The organism is Caballeronia cordobensis, assembly GCF_001544575.2.
GTDB lineage: Bacteria > Pseudomonadota > Gammaproteobacteria > Burkholderiales > Burkholderiaceae > Caballeronia > Caballeronia cordobensis.
On the sequence record NZ_FCNY02000002.1, the window covers coordinates 134,404 to 149,866 of the forward strand.

15 protein-coding genes are annotated in these 15,463 nt (G+C 65.3%); 4 read left to right on the forward strand and 11 right to left on the reverse strand.

What is annotated here, in order from left to right; translation table 11 throughout:
* Positions 1-52 precede the first annotated feature (52 nt).
* From rng to upp, 9 genes are all read right to left on the reverse strand, one after another.
* Entirely contained in the window at positions 53-1,522 is a 1,470-nt protein-coding gene (rng, locus tag AWB70_RS04110) for a ribonuclease G (RefSeq protein WP_014190901.1), read from the reverse strand.
* A 7-nt stretch (positions 1,523-1,529) separates the two neighbouring features.
* Complete coding sequence (locus AWB70_RS04115) at positions 1,530-2,141, reverse strand: Maf family protein (RefSeq protein ID WP_087086230.1); 612 nt, start codon at positions 2,139-2,141, stop codon at positions 1,530-1,532.
* 57 nt (positions 2,142-2,198) lie between these two features.
* Positions 2,199-2,669: a 23S rRNA (pseudouridine(1915)-N(3))-methyltransferase RlmH gene (gene rlmH, locus AWB70_RS04120; protein WP_014190903.1), complete on the reverse strand. Its 471-nt coding sequence runs from the start codon at positions 2,667-2,669 to the stop codon at positions 2,199-2,201.
* Positions 2,670-2,683: 14 nt separating this feature from the next.
* Positions 2,684-3,136, reverse strand: a complete 453-nt coding sequence (rsfS, locus tag AWB70_RS04125; RefSeq protein ID WP_053567787.1) for a ribosome silencing factor — start codon at positions 3,134-3,136, stop codon at positions 2,684-2,686.
* 13 nt (positions 3,137-3,149) lie between these two features.
* A complete protein-coding gene (locus AWB70_RS04130) occupies positions 3,150-3,848 on the reverse strand; it encodes a nicotinate-nucleotide adenylyltransferase (protein WP_053567788.1) in 699 nt (232 codons plus the stop codon).
* Positions 3,839-4,798 carry an oxygen-dependent coproporphyrinogen oxidase gene (gene hemF, locus AWB70_RS04135; RefSeq protein ID WP_053567789.1) on the reverse strand — a complete coding sequence of 320 codons (960 nt, stop codon included), beginning with the start codon at positions 4,796-4,798 and terminating at the stop codon, positions 3,839-3,841. The genes AWB70_RS04130 and hemF overlap by 10 nt, the downstream gene beginning before the upstream one ends.
* Before the next feature lie 112 nt (positions 4,799-4,910).
* On the reverse strand, positions 4,911-6,227 hold the full coding sequence (purD, locus tag AWB70_RS04140; protein ID WP_053567790.1) for a phosphoribosylamine--glycine ligase: 1,317 nt from the start codon (positions 6,225-6,227) through the stop codon (positions 4,911-4,913).
* Positions 6,228-6,496: 269 nt separating this feature from the next.
* On the reverse strand, positions 6,497-7,225 hold the full coding sequence (locus AWB70_RS04145; RefSeq protein ID WP_008350627.1) for a YebC/PmpR family DNA-binding transcriptional regulator: 729 nt from the start codon (positions 7,223-7,225) through the stop codon (positions 6,497-6,499).
* A gap of 376 nt (positions 7,226-7,601) precedes the next feature.
* On the reverse strand, positions 7,602-8,255 hold the full coding sequence (gene upp, locus AWB70_RS04150; RefSeq protein WP_014190908.1) for a uracil phosphoribosyltransferase: 654 nt from the start codon (positions 8,253-8,255) through the stop codon (positions 7,602-7,604).
* 210 nt (positions 8,256-8,465) lie between these two features.
* On the opposite strand from upp, the gene AWB70_RS04155 reads away from it, so the two are divergent.
* The 4 genes from AWB70_RS04155 to kdpE are packed head-to-tail and all read left to right on the forward strand — an operon-like array spanning position 8,466 to position 11,366.
* Positions 8,466-9,245, forward strand: a complete 780-nt coding sequence (locus AWB70_RS04155) for an SDR family oxidoreductase (protein ID WP_014190909.1) — start codon at positions 8,466-8,468, stop codon at positions 9,243-9,245.
* Positions 9,246-9,258: 13 nt separating this feature from the next.
* Positions 9,259-9,648, forward strand: coding sequence for a methylglyoxal synthase (locus AWB70_RS04160; protein ID WP_014190910.1), 390 nt, complete (start codon positions 9,259-9,261; stop codon positions 9,646-9,648).
* Between the two features lie 45 nt (positions 9,649-9,693).
* A complete protein-coding gene (locus tag AWB70_RS04165; protein WP_053567791.1) occupies positions 9,694-10,668 on the forward strand; it encodes a quinone oxidoreductase family protein in 975 nt (324 codons plus the stop codon).
* Positions 10,665-11,366, forward strand: a complete 702-nt coding sequence (gene kdpE / locus AWB70_RS04170; protein ID WP_014190912.1) for a two-component system response regulator KdpE — start codon at positions 10,665-10,667, stop codon at positions 11,364-11,366. The genes AWB70_RS04165 and kdpE overlap by 4 nt, the downstream gene beginning before the upstream one ends.
* Here kdpE and AWB70_RS04175 read toward each other — a convergent pair.
* The gene (locus AWB70_RS04175; protein WP_053567792.1) at positions 11,342-12,034 is read right to left on the reverse strand and encodes an NAD(P)H-binding protein; all 693 of its coding nucleotides are present in this window, start codon (positions 12,032-12,034) and stop codon (positions 11,342-11,344) included. The genes kdpE and AWB70_RS04175 overlap by 25 nt on opposite strands.
* Before the next feature lie 102 nt (positions 12,035-12,136).
* Positions 12,137-15,463, reverse strand: coding sequence for an efflux RND transporter permease subunit (locus tag AWB70_RS04180; protein ID WP_053567793.1), 3,327 nt, complete (start codon positions 15,461-15,463; stop codon positions 12,137-12,139).

Here is a 15,463-nt window from a genome sequence, read left to right on the forward strand (position 1 = left end):
ATGCTTCGTCGATTCTGGATTCTGGAAGATCCGAACCGGCACCGCCCGATCCTCACATCAACACAATGTCATACTGCTCCTGACTCAGATTCGACTCCACCTGCAACGAAACCGGTTTCCCGATGAAGTCCATCAGCATCGCCAGATGCTGCGATTCCTCTTCAAGAAACAGATCGATGACCTGCTGCGAAGCCACCACGCGAAACTCGCGCGGATTGAACTGTCGCGACTCGCGCATGATCTCGCGCAGCACGTCGTAGCACACGGTGCGCGGCGTCTTCACCTGCCCCTTGCCCTCACACGTCGGGCAAGCCTCGCACAGCACGTGAGCCAGCGATTCGCGCGTGCGCTTTCTCGTCATCTCGACGAGCCCCAGCTGCGAGAACCCGTTGACGGTCACGCGCGTGCGGTCCCGCGACAGCGCCTTCTTCAGTTCGCCCAGCACCTGATCCCGATGCTCGACATTCTCCATGTCGATGAAATCGATGATGATGATCCCGCCCAGATTCCTCAAGCGCAGTTGCCGCGCGATCGTGTGGGCCGCTTCGAGATTGGTCTTGAAGATCGTGTCGTCGAAATTGCGCGCGCCGACGTAACCGCCCGTGTTCACGTCGATGGTCGTCATCGCCTCGGTCTGGTCGATCATCAGATAGCCGCCCGACTTCAGATCGACGCGCCGCGACAGCGCCCGCTGAATCTCCGTCTCGATGTTGTACAGATCGAAGAGCGGCCGCTCGCCGGTGTAGTGATGCAGCCGCGACGCCACCGCCGGCGTGAACTCGGCCGCGAAGTCCGCGAGCATCTGATACGTCTCGCGTGAATCCACCTGAATGCGCGTGGTTTCGTCGTTGACGAAATCGCGCAGCACGCGTTGCGCGAGGTTCAGATCCTGATAGAGCAGGGACGTGGGCGGCACGCGCTGCGCCTGCGCGACGATGGTCGCCCACGTCTTGCGCAGATACGCGACATCGGCGGCCAGCTCTTCGCTCGTCGCGTCTTCCGCGATGGTCCGCACGATATAGCCGCCTTTCTCGTCGGCGGGCAACACGGCCGTCAGGCGCGCGCGCACGGCCTCGCGCTCCGCTTCGCTCTCGATCTTCTGCGAGATGCCGATATGCGGGTCCTGCGGCAGATACACGAGCGTGCGCCCCGCGATGCTCACTTGCGTCGACAGGCGCGCGCCTTTCGTGCCGATCGGGTCCTTCACGACCTGCACCATCAGCGCCTGGCCTTCGAAGACGATTTTCTCGATCGGCACATGCGGCGTCGAATTGTGCGACTCGCCCGCAATGCGCGGATGCCAGATATCGGCGACATGGAGAAACGCGGCGCGCTCCAGACCGATATCGATGAACGCGGACTGCATGCCTGGCAGCACGCGCACGACCTTGCCGAGATAGACATTGCCGACGCGTCCGCGCGACAGCGTGCGCTCGACGTGAAGTTCCTGAACGGCGCCTTGCTGAACCAGTGCGACGCGGGTTTCCTGCGGTGTGACGTTGATCAGGATTTCTTCGTTCATGGCCTGTTTAGAATTCGACGCGCGCCACGCGCAAGAGAGCTGCGGTTTCGAAAAGGGGCAGACCCATGATACCCGAATAGGACCCGTCGATTCGCTCGATGAACTCGGCCGCGCGGCCCTGAATCCCATACGCGCCCGCCTTGCCGAGCGGCTCGCCCGATGCCGCGTAGCGCTGCAGCGCAGCACGGTCGGCTTTCGCGAAACGCACATGCGAGCGCGAGAGCACGGGATCGAGCAGCGCGCCCGCGCCATCCACGACGGCGATCGCGGTCAGCACTTCGTGCGCGCGGCCGGCGAGGCGTTCGAGCATCGCGACCGCGTCTTCTTCGTGCAGCGGCTTGCCGAGGATCAGTCCGTCGATGGTCACGGTCGTATCGGCGACGAGAATCGGCGCGTTCGCGTGTTTGCCGTTGAGAAGACGCGCGCGCGCCGCATGCGCCTTGAGCGCGCACACGCGCACGACGTAGGCATCGGCGGCTTCGCCGGGCAGCTCGGCTTCGAGCGCTTCGGCGTCTTCATCGGGACGGGGAAGAAGGAGTTCGTACTGCACGCCGAGCTGACGCAGCAGTTCTTGCCGGCGCGGACTTTGGGACGCGAGATAGACGAAAGGGTGAGTCATCGGGAACCTGATTTCGAATGACGCGCGCGGCATTCGAAGTCCAGCTTCGCTCCCGCCTCACGCGCGATGATAAGGATGATTCTGCGTGATGCTCCACGCCCGGTAAAGCTGTTCGGCGAGCAGCACGCGCACCATGCCGTGCGGCAGCGTGAGACTCGACACGCGCAGCAGGATTTCGGCACGCGATTTCACATCCGGATGAAGCCCGTCCGCGCCGCCGATCACGAAGGCGACGTCGCGCCCGTCTTGCTGCCAGCCGGGCAGGGCGTTCGCAAGCTGCATCGTGGTCCAGTCGCGGCCGCGTTCGTCGAGCGCGACGACGCGCGCGTTCTTCGGCAAGGCAGCTTCGATGCGCTGTTTTTCGGCCGCCATCACGCTCTCGGCGTTGCGTCCCGACGAGCGCTGCTCGGGCTTGATCTCTTTCAGCTCGATGCGCAACTCGGGCGGCATGCGCTTCGCATATTCGTCGAAGCCATTCGTGATCCAGTCGGGCATCTTGTGTCCGACGGCGAGGATGACCAGCTTCATCGAATGAAGCGGGATCAGTGCTTGCGCGTGGTCTTGCGCGCGGGACGCTTGACCGCGGGCGCGGCGTTTTCGTCGTCCTCGTCTTCGTCCGCGGTGACGCTCGCGCCGCCGAACATGTTCGGCTTTTGCAGCTTCACGCGCACGGGCTTGTCGCCCCAGACTTCTTCGAGGTTGTAGTACTGGCGCAGCGCGGGCTGAAGGATGTGCACGACCGCGTCGCCGCAATCGACCAGCACCCATTCGCCGATCTCTTCGCCTTCCGTGCTGATGATATCGCCGCCCGCTTCCTTGACCTTCTCGCGCACGCTGTTGGCGAGCGCCTTGGTCTGGCGGTTCGACGTGCCGCTCGCCACGACCACGCGGTCGAAGAGGGACGTGAGATGCGTCGTGTTGAACACCTTGATGTCTTGCGCCTTGACGTCTTCCAGACCGTCGATGATCGCGCGTTGCAGCTTCTGAAGTTCCATAGTTACCGTGTCTTTACCGTGTCCGGTACAGGTGATGTTGAACAATATAGTCCCATACTGCCTCGGGGACGTGCTTCTGGACCTGGGCGCGCGCCTCGGCCGCGTCTGTCATCGTGCGCGCGGCTTCGCGGATCGCCGTGGCGGATACGTCGAGCAGGAGCGTTTCGTCGATGAGCATGTGCCCGTGCGGGCTCGCCTGCAGTGTCTCGCGCGGCGCGGCGCGCTGCGCGACTTCCGCGGCAACGGCCGGCGACAGCGTCGCGACATCGAAGCCCGGGCGCGTTTCCACGCAGACGTGCGCGTAGTCGAAGAGCTCTTTCCATCGATGCCAGGAGTCGAGCTTGACGAGCTGGTCGGCGCCCATCAGAAGCGAGATCGACGCCTGCGCGCCTTCGCGCTCGCGCCAGTGCGCCAGCGTGTCGACGGTATAGGTGTCGCCCTGGCGATCGATTTCATCGGTGCCGACGGTGATGCGCACGCCGTCGAGCGTGAGCGATGCGGCGGCCGCGCGCGTCATCGCCAGCCGATGCTCCGGCGCCGAGACGCCCGCTTTTTGCCACGGCTGGCCGGCGGGCAACAGCACGAGCTCGGTCAGCCCAAGCAGTTCGACGAAGCGCCGCGCGAGCGCGAGATGTCCGTTGTGGATCGGATCGAAGGTGCCGCCGAAAATGCCGACGCGTTTCGTGCAGGGCGCAGCGGGGTTCAAAGCCATTCGCGCCGCACCAGAAAGTCCGAATAGAGCCGCGCCTCGGGCGTGCCCGGCGCGGGGGTCCAGTCGTAGCGCCAGTTCGCGGCGGGCGGCATCGACATGAGGATCGACTCGGTGCGTCCGCCGCTTTGCAGCCCGAAGTGCGTGCCGCGGTCGAACACGAGATTGAACTCGACGTAGCGCCCGCGCCGGTACGCCTGAAACTCGCGCTCGCGCTCGGTGTACGGCGTGTCGCAGCGGCGCTCGATGATCGGCAGATAGGCTTTCAGGAATGCATCGCCGACGCTTCGCATTAGCGCGAACGCCCGCTCGAAGCCGCCTTCCGCGTAATCATCGAAGAAAATGCCGCCGATGCCGCGCTGCTCGTTGCGATGCTTCAGATAGAAATACTCGTCGCACCACGTCTTGAAGCGCGGATACAGCGCGACGCCGAACGGATCGAGCGCGTCGCGGCAAACCTGATGGAAATGGCGCGCGTCGTCCTCGTAGCCGTAAATCGGCGTCAGATCCATGCCGCCGCCGAACCAGAAGATCGGCGGTTCGCCTTCCTTGAGCGCAGTGAGCATGCGCACGTTGGCGTGCACGGTCGGGCAGTGCGGATTGCGCGGATGCATGACGAGCGAGACGCCGAGCGCCTCGAAGCCGCGTCCGGCGAGTTGCGGACGCGCCGCGCTCGCGGAGGGCGGAAGGGCGTCGCCCTGCACGTCGGAGAAGCCGATGCCGCCGCGCTCGAAAAAGCCGCCGCCTTCCAGAATGCGCGTCACGCCGCCGCCGCGCAGATGCGCGCCGGGCTCGCGGGTCCAGGCGTCGGTGGCGAAAGCGGTGCCGTCGAAGTTGCCGAGCGCATCGGCGATACGCGTTTGCAGGCCCGTCAGATAGTCGCGCACGGCCCCGATATCGCGGGATGCGTCTTCTTGCTCGCGCGGTTCCGCGCTGCGGTTCGGTTCACTCATCGATTGCGGCTGGTCGGTTCCGGGGTTAACCCTTCGTTTCGAAACGCTTAAAAGCGCGCTGCCGGACACGAGGTCCGGCAGCGCGTCGCTCATGCGGGCCTTCCGGCCGCGCTTAGCCGTGCTTGTCGGCGGGCTTTTCGGTGCTTTTATCGGCGGATTGCTTGCGGTTCACCGCGCGATAGCCGATATCCCGGCGATACTGCATGCCGTCGAACGAGATCTGATTCACTGTATCGTAGACCACGGATTGCGCGCCGCGTACGGTATCCGCCAATCCGACCACGCATAGCACGCGCCCGCCCGACGTCGTGAGCTTGCCGTCGGCGAGCGTGGTGCCTGCATGGAAAGTGACGGAATTCTCGGTTTCCGCGGGAATGCCGTTGATGCGGTCGCCCTTTCTCGGCGTGTCCGGATAGTTGTGCGCGGCCAGCACGACGCCGAGCGCGGTGCGGCGGTCCCAGTCGAGATCGACGGTGTCGAGCTTGCCGTCGATCGCCAGTTCCACGACCTTCGAGAAATCGCCCTTCAGGCGCGCCATGATCGGCTGCGTCTCGGGATCGCCCATGCGGCAGTTGAATTCGAGCGTCTTCGGGTTGCCGTTCGCGTCGATCATCAGGCCCGCGTACAGGAAGCCGGTGAAGCGGATGCCGTCGTTTTCCATGCCGCGCACGGTCGGCTGGATGATCTCGCGCATCACGCGCGCGTGCAGTTGCGGCGTGACGATCGGCGCGGGCGAATACGCGCCCATGCCGCCGGTGTTCGGGCCGCGGTCGGCGTCGAGCAGACGCTTGTGATCCTGGCTGGAGGCGAGCGGCAGCACGTGCTTGCCGTCCACCATCACGATGAAGCTCGCTTCCTCGCCCGCGAGAAATTCTTCGATGACCACGCGCGCGCCCGCATCGCCGAGCTTGTTGTCCGCGAGCATCGCATCGACGGCGCCGTGCGCTTCTTCCAGCGTCATCGCCACGACCACGCCCTTGCCGGCTGCGAGCCCGTCCGCCTTGACGACGATCGGCGCGCCTTTCGCGTCGATGTACGCGTGCGCGGCGGCGATGTCGGAGAAGGTCTCGTACTCGGCCGTGGGGATGTTGTGGCGCTTCATGAACGCCTTGGCGAAGTCTTTCGAGCTTTCGAGCTGCGCGGCTTCCTTCGTCGGCCCGAAAATCTTCAGGCCGCGCGAGCGGAACAGATTGACGATGCCGGCCGCGAGCGGCTGTTCCGGACCCACGAGCGTGAACGCGACATGTTCCTTTTCGACGAAATCGGCGAGCTCCGCCGGGTCCGTGATGTCGACGTTGCGCAGGCGCTCGTCCTGCGCGGTGCCGCCGTTGCCCGGCGCGACATAAACGATCTGCACGCGCGGCGATTGCGCGAGCTTCCAGGCCAGCGCGTGTTCGCGGCCGCCGGAACCGACGACGAGTAACTTCATGTGAATCCCCGAAATCCTGACAAAAAGCGGCTTGAGTAAAAGCGGCGGGCGCATCGACCATAAAGCGCGCGCATGACGGCCGTCATGGCGCCGCGAAGGCGGCTCGCGCTGACATCGGCTGCGTCACGCGCCTTCCACGGGCGATGCCGCGCCGCGGCGACTCGGTGTCGAACGAGCGGCGCTGCTCCGGCATGTGGAGCCGAAGCGAAAGACATTCCATCGAGGGCGGGCGAAATCCGGTTTCGCCGCGCCCCTCGCGATCCGAAGCTTCAGTCTTCGTTGATCGCGGCGTTCGTATAGACCTCTTGCACGTCGTCGAGATTTTCGAGCGCGTCGAGCAGTTTTTGCATCTTCACCGCGTCGTCGCCGCTGAACTCGACTTCCGTCTGCGGTTTCATCGTCACTTCGGCGAGTTCCGCCTTGAAGCCCGCGGCTTCGAGCGCGTCCTTCACCTTCTGGAAATCGTTCGGCGGGCATACCACTTCGATGCTGCCGTCTTCGTTCGTGACCACGTCGTCCGCGCCGGCTTCGAGCGCCGCGTCCATCAGCTTGTCTTCCGGCGTGCCGGGCGCGAACAGGAACTGGCCGACGTGATCGAACATGAACGACACCGAGCCGTCCGTGCCCATGTTGCCGCCGAACTTCGAGAATGCGTGGCGCACTTCCGCGACGGTGCGGGTGCGGTTGTCCGTCATCGTGTCGACGATGATCGCCGCGCCGCCGATGCCATAGCCTTCGTAGCGGATTTCTTCGTAGTTCGCGCCATCGACGCCGCCGGTGCCGCGCTGGATCGCGCGATTGATGTTGTCCTTCGGCATGTTGGCGTCGTAGGCCTTGTCGACGGCGAGGCGCAGGCGCGGATTCGAATCGATCTCGCCGCCGCCCATGCGCGCCGCGACCTGGATTTCCTTGATGAGGCGTGTCCAGACCTTGCCTTTCTTCGCGTCGGCCGCGGCCTTCTTATGCTTGATGTTGGCCCATTTCGAATGACCCGCCATTACCTTTCTCCATCGCGCGCGGAACTGGAAGCCGCGCGCCTAGTGTGCTGTCGTGCTGAAAATGTCTGTTCGCGTTCCGCTTGCCGCGTTCATGGATCGCGCGTGCGCGCGCTTCGTTCGTGAACGGCGGCCGGGTTCGCCCGCGGACCGCGTGGACCAGTCGGGTCCGGCGTAATCCGAATAGGAACAGACCGAAATTTTAGCATGGCGGGGCGTGCGCTCAGTGCCGCTGTGCGCGGATCTGCGCGGCAAAGACGGCGCAAACCGGAGGAAATCACGCCGAATCGGGGCGTAATCGCAAAACGGCGCGCAAAGGCGCGCTGAAACGAAAACCGCCGCGCGTGGCGCGGCGGTCGGTAGAAGCGCTTAACGACGCTCAGTTCTTCGTGCCGAAGAGCCGGTCGCCCGCGTCGCCGAGGCCGGGGACGATATACGCATGGTCGTTCAGATGCGAATCCAGTGACGCGACATAGAGCTTCACGTCCGGATGCGCGTCCTGGAACACCTTCACGCCCTCGGGCGCGGCGACCAGCGCGACGAAAACGATGTTCTCGGCCTGCACCTTGCGCCGCTTCATGACATCGACGGCATGCACCGCCGAATAGCCCGTCGCGACCATCGGATCGCACAGGATGAAGACGCGCTCTTCCAGATCGGGCGGCAGGCGCACGAGATATTCCACCGGGCGGTGATCCTCGGCCCGGTACACGCCGATATGCCCGACGCGCGCCGAGGGCACCAGGTCGAGCAGGCCGTCCGACATGCCGATGCCCGCGCGCAGCACCGGCACGATCGCGAGCTTCTTGCCGGCGATCACGGGCGCGTCGATCTCGACGAGCGGCGTCTCCACGCGCTTGGTCGTGAGCGGCAGGTTGCGCGTGATTTCGTAGCCCATCAGCAGCGTGATTTCCCGCAGCAGTTCGCGAAACGTGCGCGTCGACGTGTCCTTGTCGCGCATGTGCGTGAGCTTGTGCTGGATCAGCGGGTGATCGAGGATAAAGAGATTGGGAAAGCGGCTGTCTTGTTTCATGGGTCTCGCGCGCTGCGCGTCCTGCTCGTGTGATGGGCTGCCATTCGTTACTTTTGCGCCTCGCCTGGGGCGACGCGGACAGTGGCGACAGTTTACCCAAAACGCGGCGTGCCCCTAAGACTATTCGGCCCGCCGACGTTGCCGCCCCGATTCTTCTAGAATTGCGCGGAGACATCGCAAATTGTGACAAACAAAACTGGAGGAAGCACGATGGATATGGGAATCGCGGGCCGTACGGCGCTGGTGTGCGCAGCGAGCAAGGGACTCGGACGCGGCTGCGCCGAGGCGCTCGCCGCCGAGGGCGTGAATCTGGTGATCACCGCGCGCACGGCCGAAACGCTCGAAGCGACCGCGGCGCACATTCGCGCGCAATACGGCGTCGACGTGAAAACCGTCGCGGGCGACATCACGACGCCCGAAGGGCATGCCGCCGCGCTCGCCGCGTGCCCGTCGCCGGACATTCTGGTGAACAACGCGGGCGGGCCGCCGCCGGGCGACTTCCGCACCTTCACGCACGACATGTGGATCAAGGCGCTCGAAGGCAACATGCTGACGCCGATCGAGCTCATGAAAGCGACCATCGACGGGATGATCGAGCGCGGTTACGGGCGCATCGTGAATATCACGAGTTCATCGGTGAAAGCGCCGATCGACGTGCTCGGGCTCTCCAATGGCGCGCGCTCGGGTCTGACCGGCTTCGTCGCGGGCGTCGCGCGCAAGGTCGCGGCGACCGGCGTCACCATCAACAATCTGCTGCCGGGCTCGTTCGACACCGACCGCATCGCCGTCACGCTCGAAGCGCAGGCGAAGGCGCAGAATCTTCCGCTCGACGAAGTGCGCAAGCGCCGCGCGGAAAGTCTGCCGGCGGGACGCTTCGGCACGTCCGAGGAATTCGGCAAGGCGTGCGCGTTCCTGTGCAGCGTGCATGCGGGCTACATCACCGGGCAGAATCTGCTGATCGACGGCGGCGCGTACCCCGGCACCTACTGATAGCGAGCACACCATGACCACACGCGTCGCGCTGATCGCGCACGACATGAAAAAGGACGACATCGTCACGCTCGCGGGCGAATTCGCCGATACGCTCGCGCAGTGCGAACTCGTCGCCACGGGCACGACGGGCGGGCGCATTGCGGCGGCGCACGGGCTCGACGTCGAGCGCAAGCTGTCCGGCCCGCACGGCGGCGATTTGCAGATCGGCGCGGAACTGGCGGAAGGGCGCGTGAATATCGTGATCTTCCTGCGCGACCCGATGACCCCGCAGCCGCATGAGCCCGACATCAACGCGCTGGTGCGCGCCTGCGACGTGCACAACGTGCCGTGCGCGACCAATATCGCGACGGCGCGCATGATCCTCGACGATTTGCGCCTGCGCTTTGCGCGGGCCGCGTGAGCAGGAAGCGAGCACGAACCGAGCACGAACAAGGAGAACGAAGCGATGACCAAGGCAATCCGATTCGACAAGGCCGGCGGCCCCGACGTCATGAAGTGGGTCGATGTGGACGTGGGCGCGCCGGGCAAGGGCGAAATCCGCGTGAAGCATCACGCCGTGGGGCTGAATTTCATCGACGTCTACTTCCGCACCGGCCTCTATCCGATGCCGCTGCCCGGCGGCCTCGGCATGGAAGCCGCGGGCGAGGTGACGGCGGTGGGCGAGGGCGTCACGCAATTCAAGCCGGGCGATCGCGTCGCGTATGCATCGCGTCCGCCGGGCGCGTATGCGGAGGAGCGCGTGATGTCGGCGGACTACGTCGTCAAGCTGCCGGATGCGATCAGCTACGAGGATGCCGCGTCGATCATGCTGCAAGGCCTCACCGCGCAATATCTGCTGCGCCGGACCTATCGCGTGAAAGCGGGCGATACCGTGCTGATTCACGCGGCGGCGGGCGGCGTCGGCATGATCGCGTGCCAGTGGGCGAAGGCGCTCGGCGCGACGGTGATCGGCACGGTCGGCTCGGACGAGAAGGCCGCGCTCGCCAAGGCGCACGGCTGCGATCATCCGATCGTCTACACGCGCGAGAATTTCACGCAGCGCGTGCGCGAGATCACCAACGGCGCGGGCGTGCCGGTGGTGTACGACTCGATCGGCAAGGACACGTATATCGCGTCGCTCGACTGCCTCGCACCGCTCGGGCTTTTCGTGAGCTTCGGGAATTCGTCGGGACCGTTGCCGCCGCTCGATTCGTCGGAGCTTGCCGGACGCGGCTCGCTGTATTTCACGCGGCCCACGCTTTTCAGCTACATCGCCAAGCGCAGCGATCTCGACACGATGGCCGCGGAGCTGTTCGAAGTCGTCTCGTCGGGCAAAGTGAAGACCAACGTGCGCCAGCGCTATCCGCTCGCCGAGGCCGCGCGCGCGCACGAAGACCTCGAAGCGCGCAAGACCACCGGCTCGACGATTCTGCTGCCTTGAGTTCGAACCCGACCGCAACCGTCGTTCTCATCGAGGACGAGAAGCAGATTCGCCGCTTCGTGCGCGTCTCGCTCGAAGGTCAGGGCATGACCGTTCACGAGGCGGAAACCGGGCAGCAGGGCCTCGTCGAAGCCGCGACGCGCAAGCCGGATCTCGTGATCGTCGATCTTGGCCTGCCCGACACCGACGGCATCGACGTGATTCGGGAACTGCGCGGCTGGACCGAGCTGCCGATCATCGTGCTGTCGGCGCGCACGCAGGAAGAGGAGAAAGTGGCCGCGCTCGATGCCGGCGCGGACGATTACCTCACCAAGCCCTTCGGCGTCTCCGAACTGATGGCGCGGATTCGCGCGCATCTGCGGCGGCGCAATCAGGCGTCGGGCAGCGAGACGCCGGTCGTGACCTTCGGCGATGTGACCGTCGATCTCGCGCTGCGACGCGTCGCGCGAAGCGGCGAGAACGTGCATCTGACGCCGATCGAATACCGGCTGCTCTCGACGCTCGTGCGGCACGCGGGCCGCGTGCTCACGCACCGGCAATTGCTGGTGGAAGTGTGGGGGCCGTCGCATGTCGAGAGTCCGCATTACCTGCGCATCTACATGGCGCATTTGCGGCAGAAGCTCGAACGCGATCCCGCGCAGCCCGAGCATATCGTGACGGAAACGGGTGTCGGCTACAGGCTCGTCGGCGCAGCGTGATGGGCGTGTTGCGCGTGTTGCAGCGATAGCGTGTTCAGCACGATATCGATGGGCTGGTCGCCGCCGACGAACGCGATCAGCCGATCCCGTATGCCGAGCGTCACGCACTGCACCGCGATCCGCGCGACATCGGCGCGCGCGACCTGCGGCTTGTGTGTCGTGAGCGCGTCGGCGAGCGCGATCGCGCCGTGCGCGGGCTCATCCGACAGCGGGCCGGGACGCAGAATCGCAAACGGCACGCCGCGACGCGCGACATAGGCATCGGCTTCGCGCTTCATCCGCGAATAATGGCGGAACGCAAAGCCGCTGCGTTCCGGATAAAACGCCGACAGCGCGCTCACGACGACGAGTTGCCGCACGCGCCGGCGCTTCGCGTAATCGGCGGTGCGCATGACGGCGTCGCGATCGATCGCGCGTTGCTCGTGCACGCCTTCGTCGTGCGCCGAACCGGCCGCGTAGATCACGTGCGTGATGTCGTCGAAGGCGTGGGAGAAGTCGTTGGCGAGATCGCCGAGCACGATTTCCGCGCCCATCGCGGCGAACTCGCTCTTGTGCGCGGATTTTCGCAGCATCGCGCGAAGGGAAATGGCTTCTTCGTGCAGGCGCGCGGCGATGAGGCGGCCCGTGCGGCCATGCGCGCCGATCAGCAGAACCTTCAGCGTTTTCATGCGGGGACACTCCTTCGCCGTGGTTTTCTATCCGACAAAGTAGGTCATTTTGGCGCGGTGCGCTGCGCGACGCGTTTGCGTCCGCAGCATTTTCTCACTGGCTCATTCGGATGCGTTCGCCGGTTGCGCGCCGCTCTGACGGCGCGCACGCCGTTGCTCCGCGCGAATGCGGAAGCGGTCCATGTACAGATAGACGACGGGCGTCGTATACAGCGTCAGCATCTGGCTCACGATCAGCCCGCCGACGATCGCGATGCCGAGCGGCGCGCGCATCTCCGAGCCTTCGCCGGTGCCGAACGCGAGCGGCAACGCGCCGAGGAGGGCGGCGGCCGTCGTCATCATGATCGGGCGAAAGCGCAGGAGACACGCCTCGCGAATCGCGTCCTGCGGCGTGGACGCGCCGTGACGCGTCGCCTCGATGGCGAAATCGACCATCATGATCGCGTTCTTCTTCACGATGCCGATCAGCAGAATGACCGCGATCAGCGCGATGATGCTGAACTCCGTCTTGAACAAAAGCAGCGCAAGCAGCGCGCCGATGCCCGCCGACGGCAGCGTCGAGAGAATCGTGATCGGATGAATGTAGCTCTCGTACAGGATGCCGAGCACGATATAAACCGCCGCGAGCGCCGCGAGAATCAGGAGCGGCTGATCGTTGAGCGACTGCTGGAACGCCTGCGCCGTGCCCTGGAAACTGCCGTGGATGGTCTGCGGCATGCCGATCTCCGCCATCGTTTCGTAGATGGCGGCGGTCGCGTCCGACAGCGACTTGCCCGGCGGCAGATTGAACGAAATCGTCGACGCGACGAACTGGCTCTGGTGATTGACCGACAACGGCGTGTTGCCCGGGCCGAACTTCGCGATGGCCGACAGCGGGACCATCGTTTCCTTCGCGGTCGACACCGCCGAGCCCGACGACGAGCCGTTCTTGCCGGTGGCCGCAATCGCGTTGGTCGCCGAATTTTTCACGGCGGCGAGCGCGAGGGCGGCGGTCGTGTCGGTTGCGCTCGTCGAGGCGCCGCCCGCGCCCGTGGAGCCCGTCGCGGCTGTCGAAGCCGAAGCCGAAGTCGTCGTCGATTGCGTCGATGCCGAGCCGCTTGCCGTGCCGCCCGACGTGCTGATCCAGATCTGCTTGAGCATCTCCGGGTCTTGCCAGTACTTCGGCGCGAGCTCCATCACGACGTGATACTGCGACAGCGGGTTGTAGATCGTCGAGACCTGGCGCTGGCCGAACGCGTCATACAGCGTGTTGTCGATCTGCGCGGGCTTGATGCCGAGGCGCGCGGCGGTGGCGCGGTCGAACGTGACCATGGCTTCGAGGCCGCCTTGCTGCTGGTCCGAGTTGACGTCGGTGAGTTCGGGGCGCTTTTGCAGCGCGTCGGTGAGAAGCGGGCCCCACTTGTAGAGATCGGACGTGGTGTCGGACAAGAGCGTGAACTGATACTGCGCGTTCGACTGCCGTCCGCCCACGCGAATGTCCTGCACCGCCTGCAGGAAGGTGCGCGCGCCCGCGACATCCGCGAGCGGCTTGCGCAGGCGGTTGATGACCTGGTCGGCGGACACCTTGCGCTCGCTCTTGGGCTTGAGCGAAATGAACATGAAGCCCGAATTGGTCGAGCGCCCGCCGGTGAAGCCCGCGACGCTGTCCACGGCCGGATCCGCTTCGACGATCTTCATCATCTCCGCGAACTTTATCTTCATGGCCTGAAAGGACGTGCTCTGGTCCGCCTGAATGCCGCCGACGATGCGCCCGGTGTCCTGCTGCGGGAAAAAGCCCTTCGGCACGATCACATACAGATAAATGTTCAGCCCGATGGTCGCGAGCAGGATCATGAGGATCGTGCGCGGATGCGCGAGCGCCCAGCCGAGCGTGCGCTCATAGCCGTTCTGCATGCGCGTGAACTGGCGCTCCAGCCAGCGCGCGATGCGGCCTTCTTCCTTGCGCTCGCCCGGCTCCTGCAGGAGGCGCGAGCACATCATCGGCGTGACGGTCAGCGAGACGACGAGCGACACGCCAATGGCAAGCGACAGCGTGAGCGCGAACTCGCGGAACAGCCGCCCGACGATGCCGCCCATGAGCAGGATCGGCAGGAACACGGCGACGAGCGACACGCTGATCGACAACACCGTGAAGCCGACTTCGCGGGCGCCGAGTATCGCGGCCTGCATGCGCGGCACGCCTTTCTCGACATGCCGCGTGATGTTTTCCAGCACGACGATCGCGTCGTCGACGACGAAGCCCGTCGCGATGGTGAGCGCCATCAGCGAGAGATTGTCGAGCGAGAAGCCGAGCAGATACATGGCCGCGAACGTGCCGATGATCGATATCGGCACGGCGACGCTCGGTATCAGCGTGGCGCGCCAGTTGCGCAGGAACAGGAACACGACCATCACGACGAGCGCCACCGCGATCATGAGCGTGAGCTCCGTGTCGTGCAGCGACGAGCGGATCGTGACGGAGCGGTCGGCGGTCGGGGTGATCTGCACGTCGGCGGGCAGCGCGGCCTGCAACTGCGGCAGCATGGATTTGACGCGGTCGATCGTCTCGATGATGTTCGCGCCCGGCTGCCGGTACAGAATCACGAGCACCGCGCGCTTGTTGTTGATGAGGCCGAGATTGCGCAGATCCTCGACCGAATCGACCACTTCGCCGACATCGGACAGCTTCACCGCCGAGCCGTTGCGGTACGCGACCACGAGATCCTTGTACTGCGCGGCCTTGCTCGCCTGATCGTTCGTGTAAAGCTGGACGCGGGTGCCCTTGAACTCGATCGCGCCCTTCGGACTGTTCGCATTCGCCGATGCGAGCGCGGCGCGCACGTCTTCCAGCCCGATGCCGTAGTGGAACAGCGCGCCCGGCTCCAGCTCGACGCGCACGGCCGGGTTCGCGGAGCCGCTCACATCGACTTCGCCGACGCCCGGCACCGTCGAGAGCGTCTGCTGCAGCACGGTCGCGGCGGAATCGTAGAGCGAGCCCGCCGTGCGCGTGGGCGAGGAGAGCGCGAGCACGAGAATCGGCGCATCGGCCGGATTGACCTTGTGATAGGTCGGGTTCTGACGCAGCGAGGCCGGCAGGTCGGCGCGCGCGGCGTTGATCGCGGCCTGCACGTCGCGCGCGGCGCCGTCGATGTCGCGGTTCAGCCCGAACTGCAATGTGATACGCGTGCTGCCGACGGAGCTCATCGACGTCATTTCGCTGACGTCGGCGATGGTGCCCAGATGCCGTTCGAGCGGACTCGCGACGCTCGTCGCAACGGTTTCCGGGCTCGCGCCGGGCAGGCTCGCCTGCACGGAAATGGTCGGGAAATCGACTTGCGGCAGCGGCGCGACCGGCAGCTTCACGAACGCGAACATGCCCGCGAGCGCGATCCCGATCGCGAGCAGCGTGGTCGCGACGGGCCGGCCGATGAAGATGCGCGACAGGTTCAT

Coding starts and splice junctions, on each gene's coding strand:
- rng (WP_014190901.1), bottom strand. CDS start 1,522: ATGAACGAAGAAATCCTGATCAACGTCACACCGCAGGAAACCCGCGTC.
- AWB70_RS04115 (WP_087086230.1), bottom strand. CDS start 2,141: ATGACTCACCCTTTCGTCTATCTCGCGTCCCAAAGTCCGCGCCGGCAA.
- rlmH (WP_014190903.1), bottom strand. CDS start 2,669: ATGAAGCTGGTCATCCTCGCCGTCGGACACAAGATGCCCGACTGGATC.
- rsfS (WP_053567787.1), bottom strand. CDS start 3,136: ATGGAACTTCAGAAGCTGCAACGCGCGATCATCGACGGTCTGGAAGAC.
- AWB70_RS04130 (WP_053567788.1), bottom strand. CDS start 3,848: ATGGCTTTGAACCCCGCTGCGCCCTGCACGAAACGCGTCGGCATTTTC.
- hemF (WP_053567789.1), bottom strand. CDS start 4,798: ATGAGTGAACCGAACCGCAGCGCGGAACCGCGCGAGCAAGAAGACGCA.
- purD (WP_053567790.1), bottom strand. CDS start 6,227: ATGAAGTTACTCGTCGTCGGTTCCGGCGGCCGCGAACACGCGCTGGCC.
- AWB70_RS04145 (WP_008350627.1), bottom strand. CDS start 7,225: ATGGCGGGTCATTCGAAATGGGCCAACATCAAGCATAAGAAGGCCGCG.
- upp (WP_014190908.1), bottom strand. CDS start 8,255: ATGAAACAAGACAGCCGCTTTCCCAATCTCTTTATCCTCGATCACCCG.
- AWB70_RS04155 (WP_014190909.1), top strand. CDS start 8,466: ATGGATATGGGAATCGCGGGCCGTACGGCGCTGGTGTGCGCAGCGAGC.
- AWB70_RS04160 (WP_014190910.1), top strand. CDS start 9,259: ATGACCACACGCGTCGCGCTGATCGCGCACGACATGAAAAAGGACGAC.
- AWB70_RS04165 (WP_053567791.1), top strand. CDS start 9,694: ATGACCAAGGCAATCCGATTCGACAAGGCCGGCGGCCCCGACGTCATG.
- AWB70_RS04175 (WP_053567792.1), bottom strand. CDS start 12,034: ATGAAAACGCTGAAGGTTCTGCTGATCGGCGCGCATGGCCGCACGGGC.
- AWB70_RS04180 (WP_053567793.1), bottom strand. CDS start 15,463: ATGAACCTGTCGCGCATCTTCATCGGCCGGCCCGTCGCGACCACGCTG.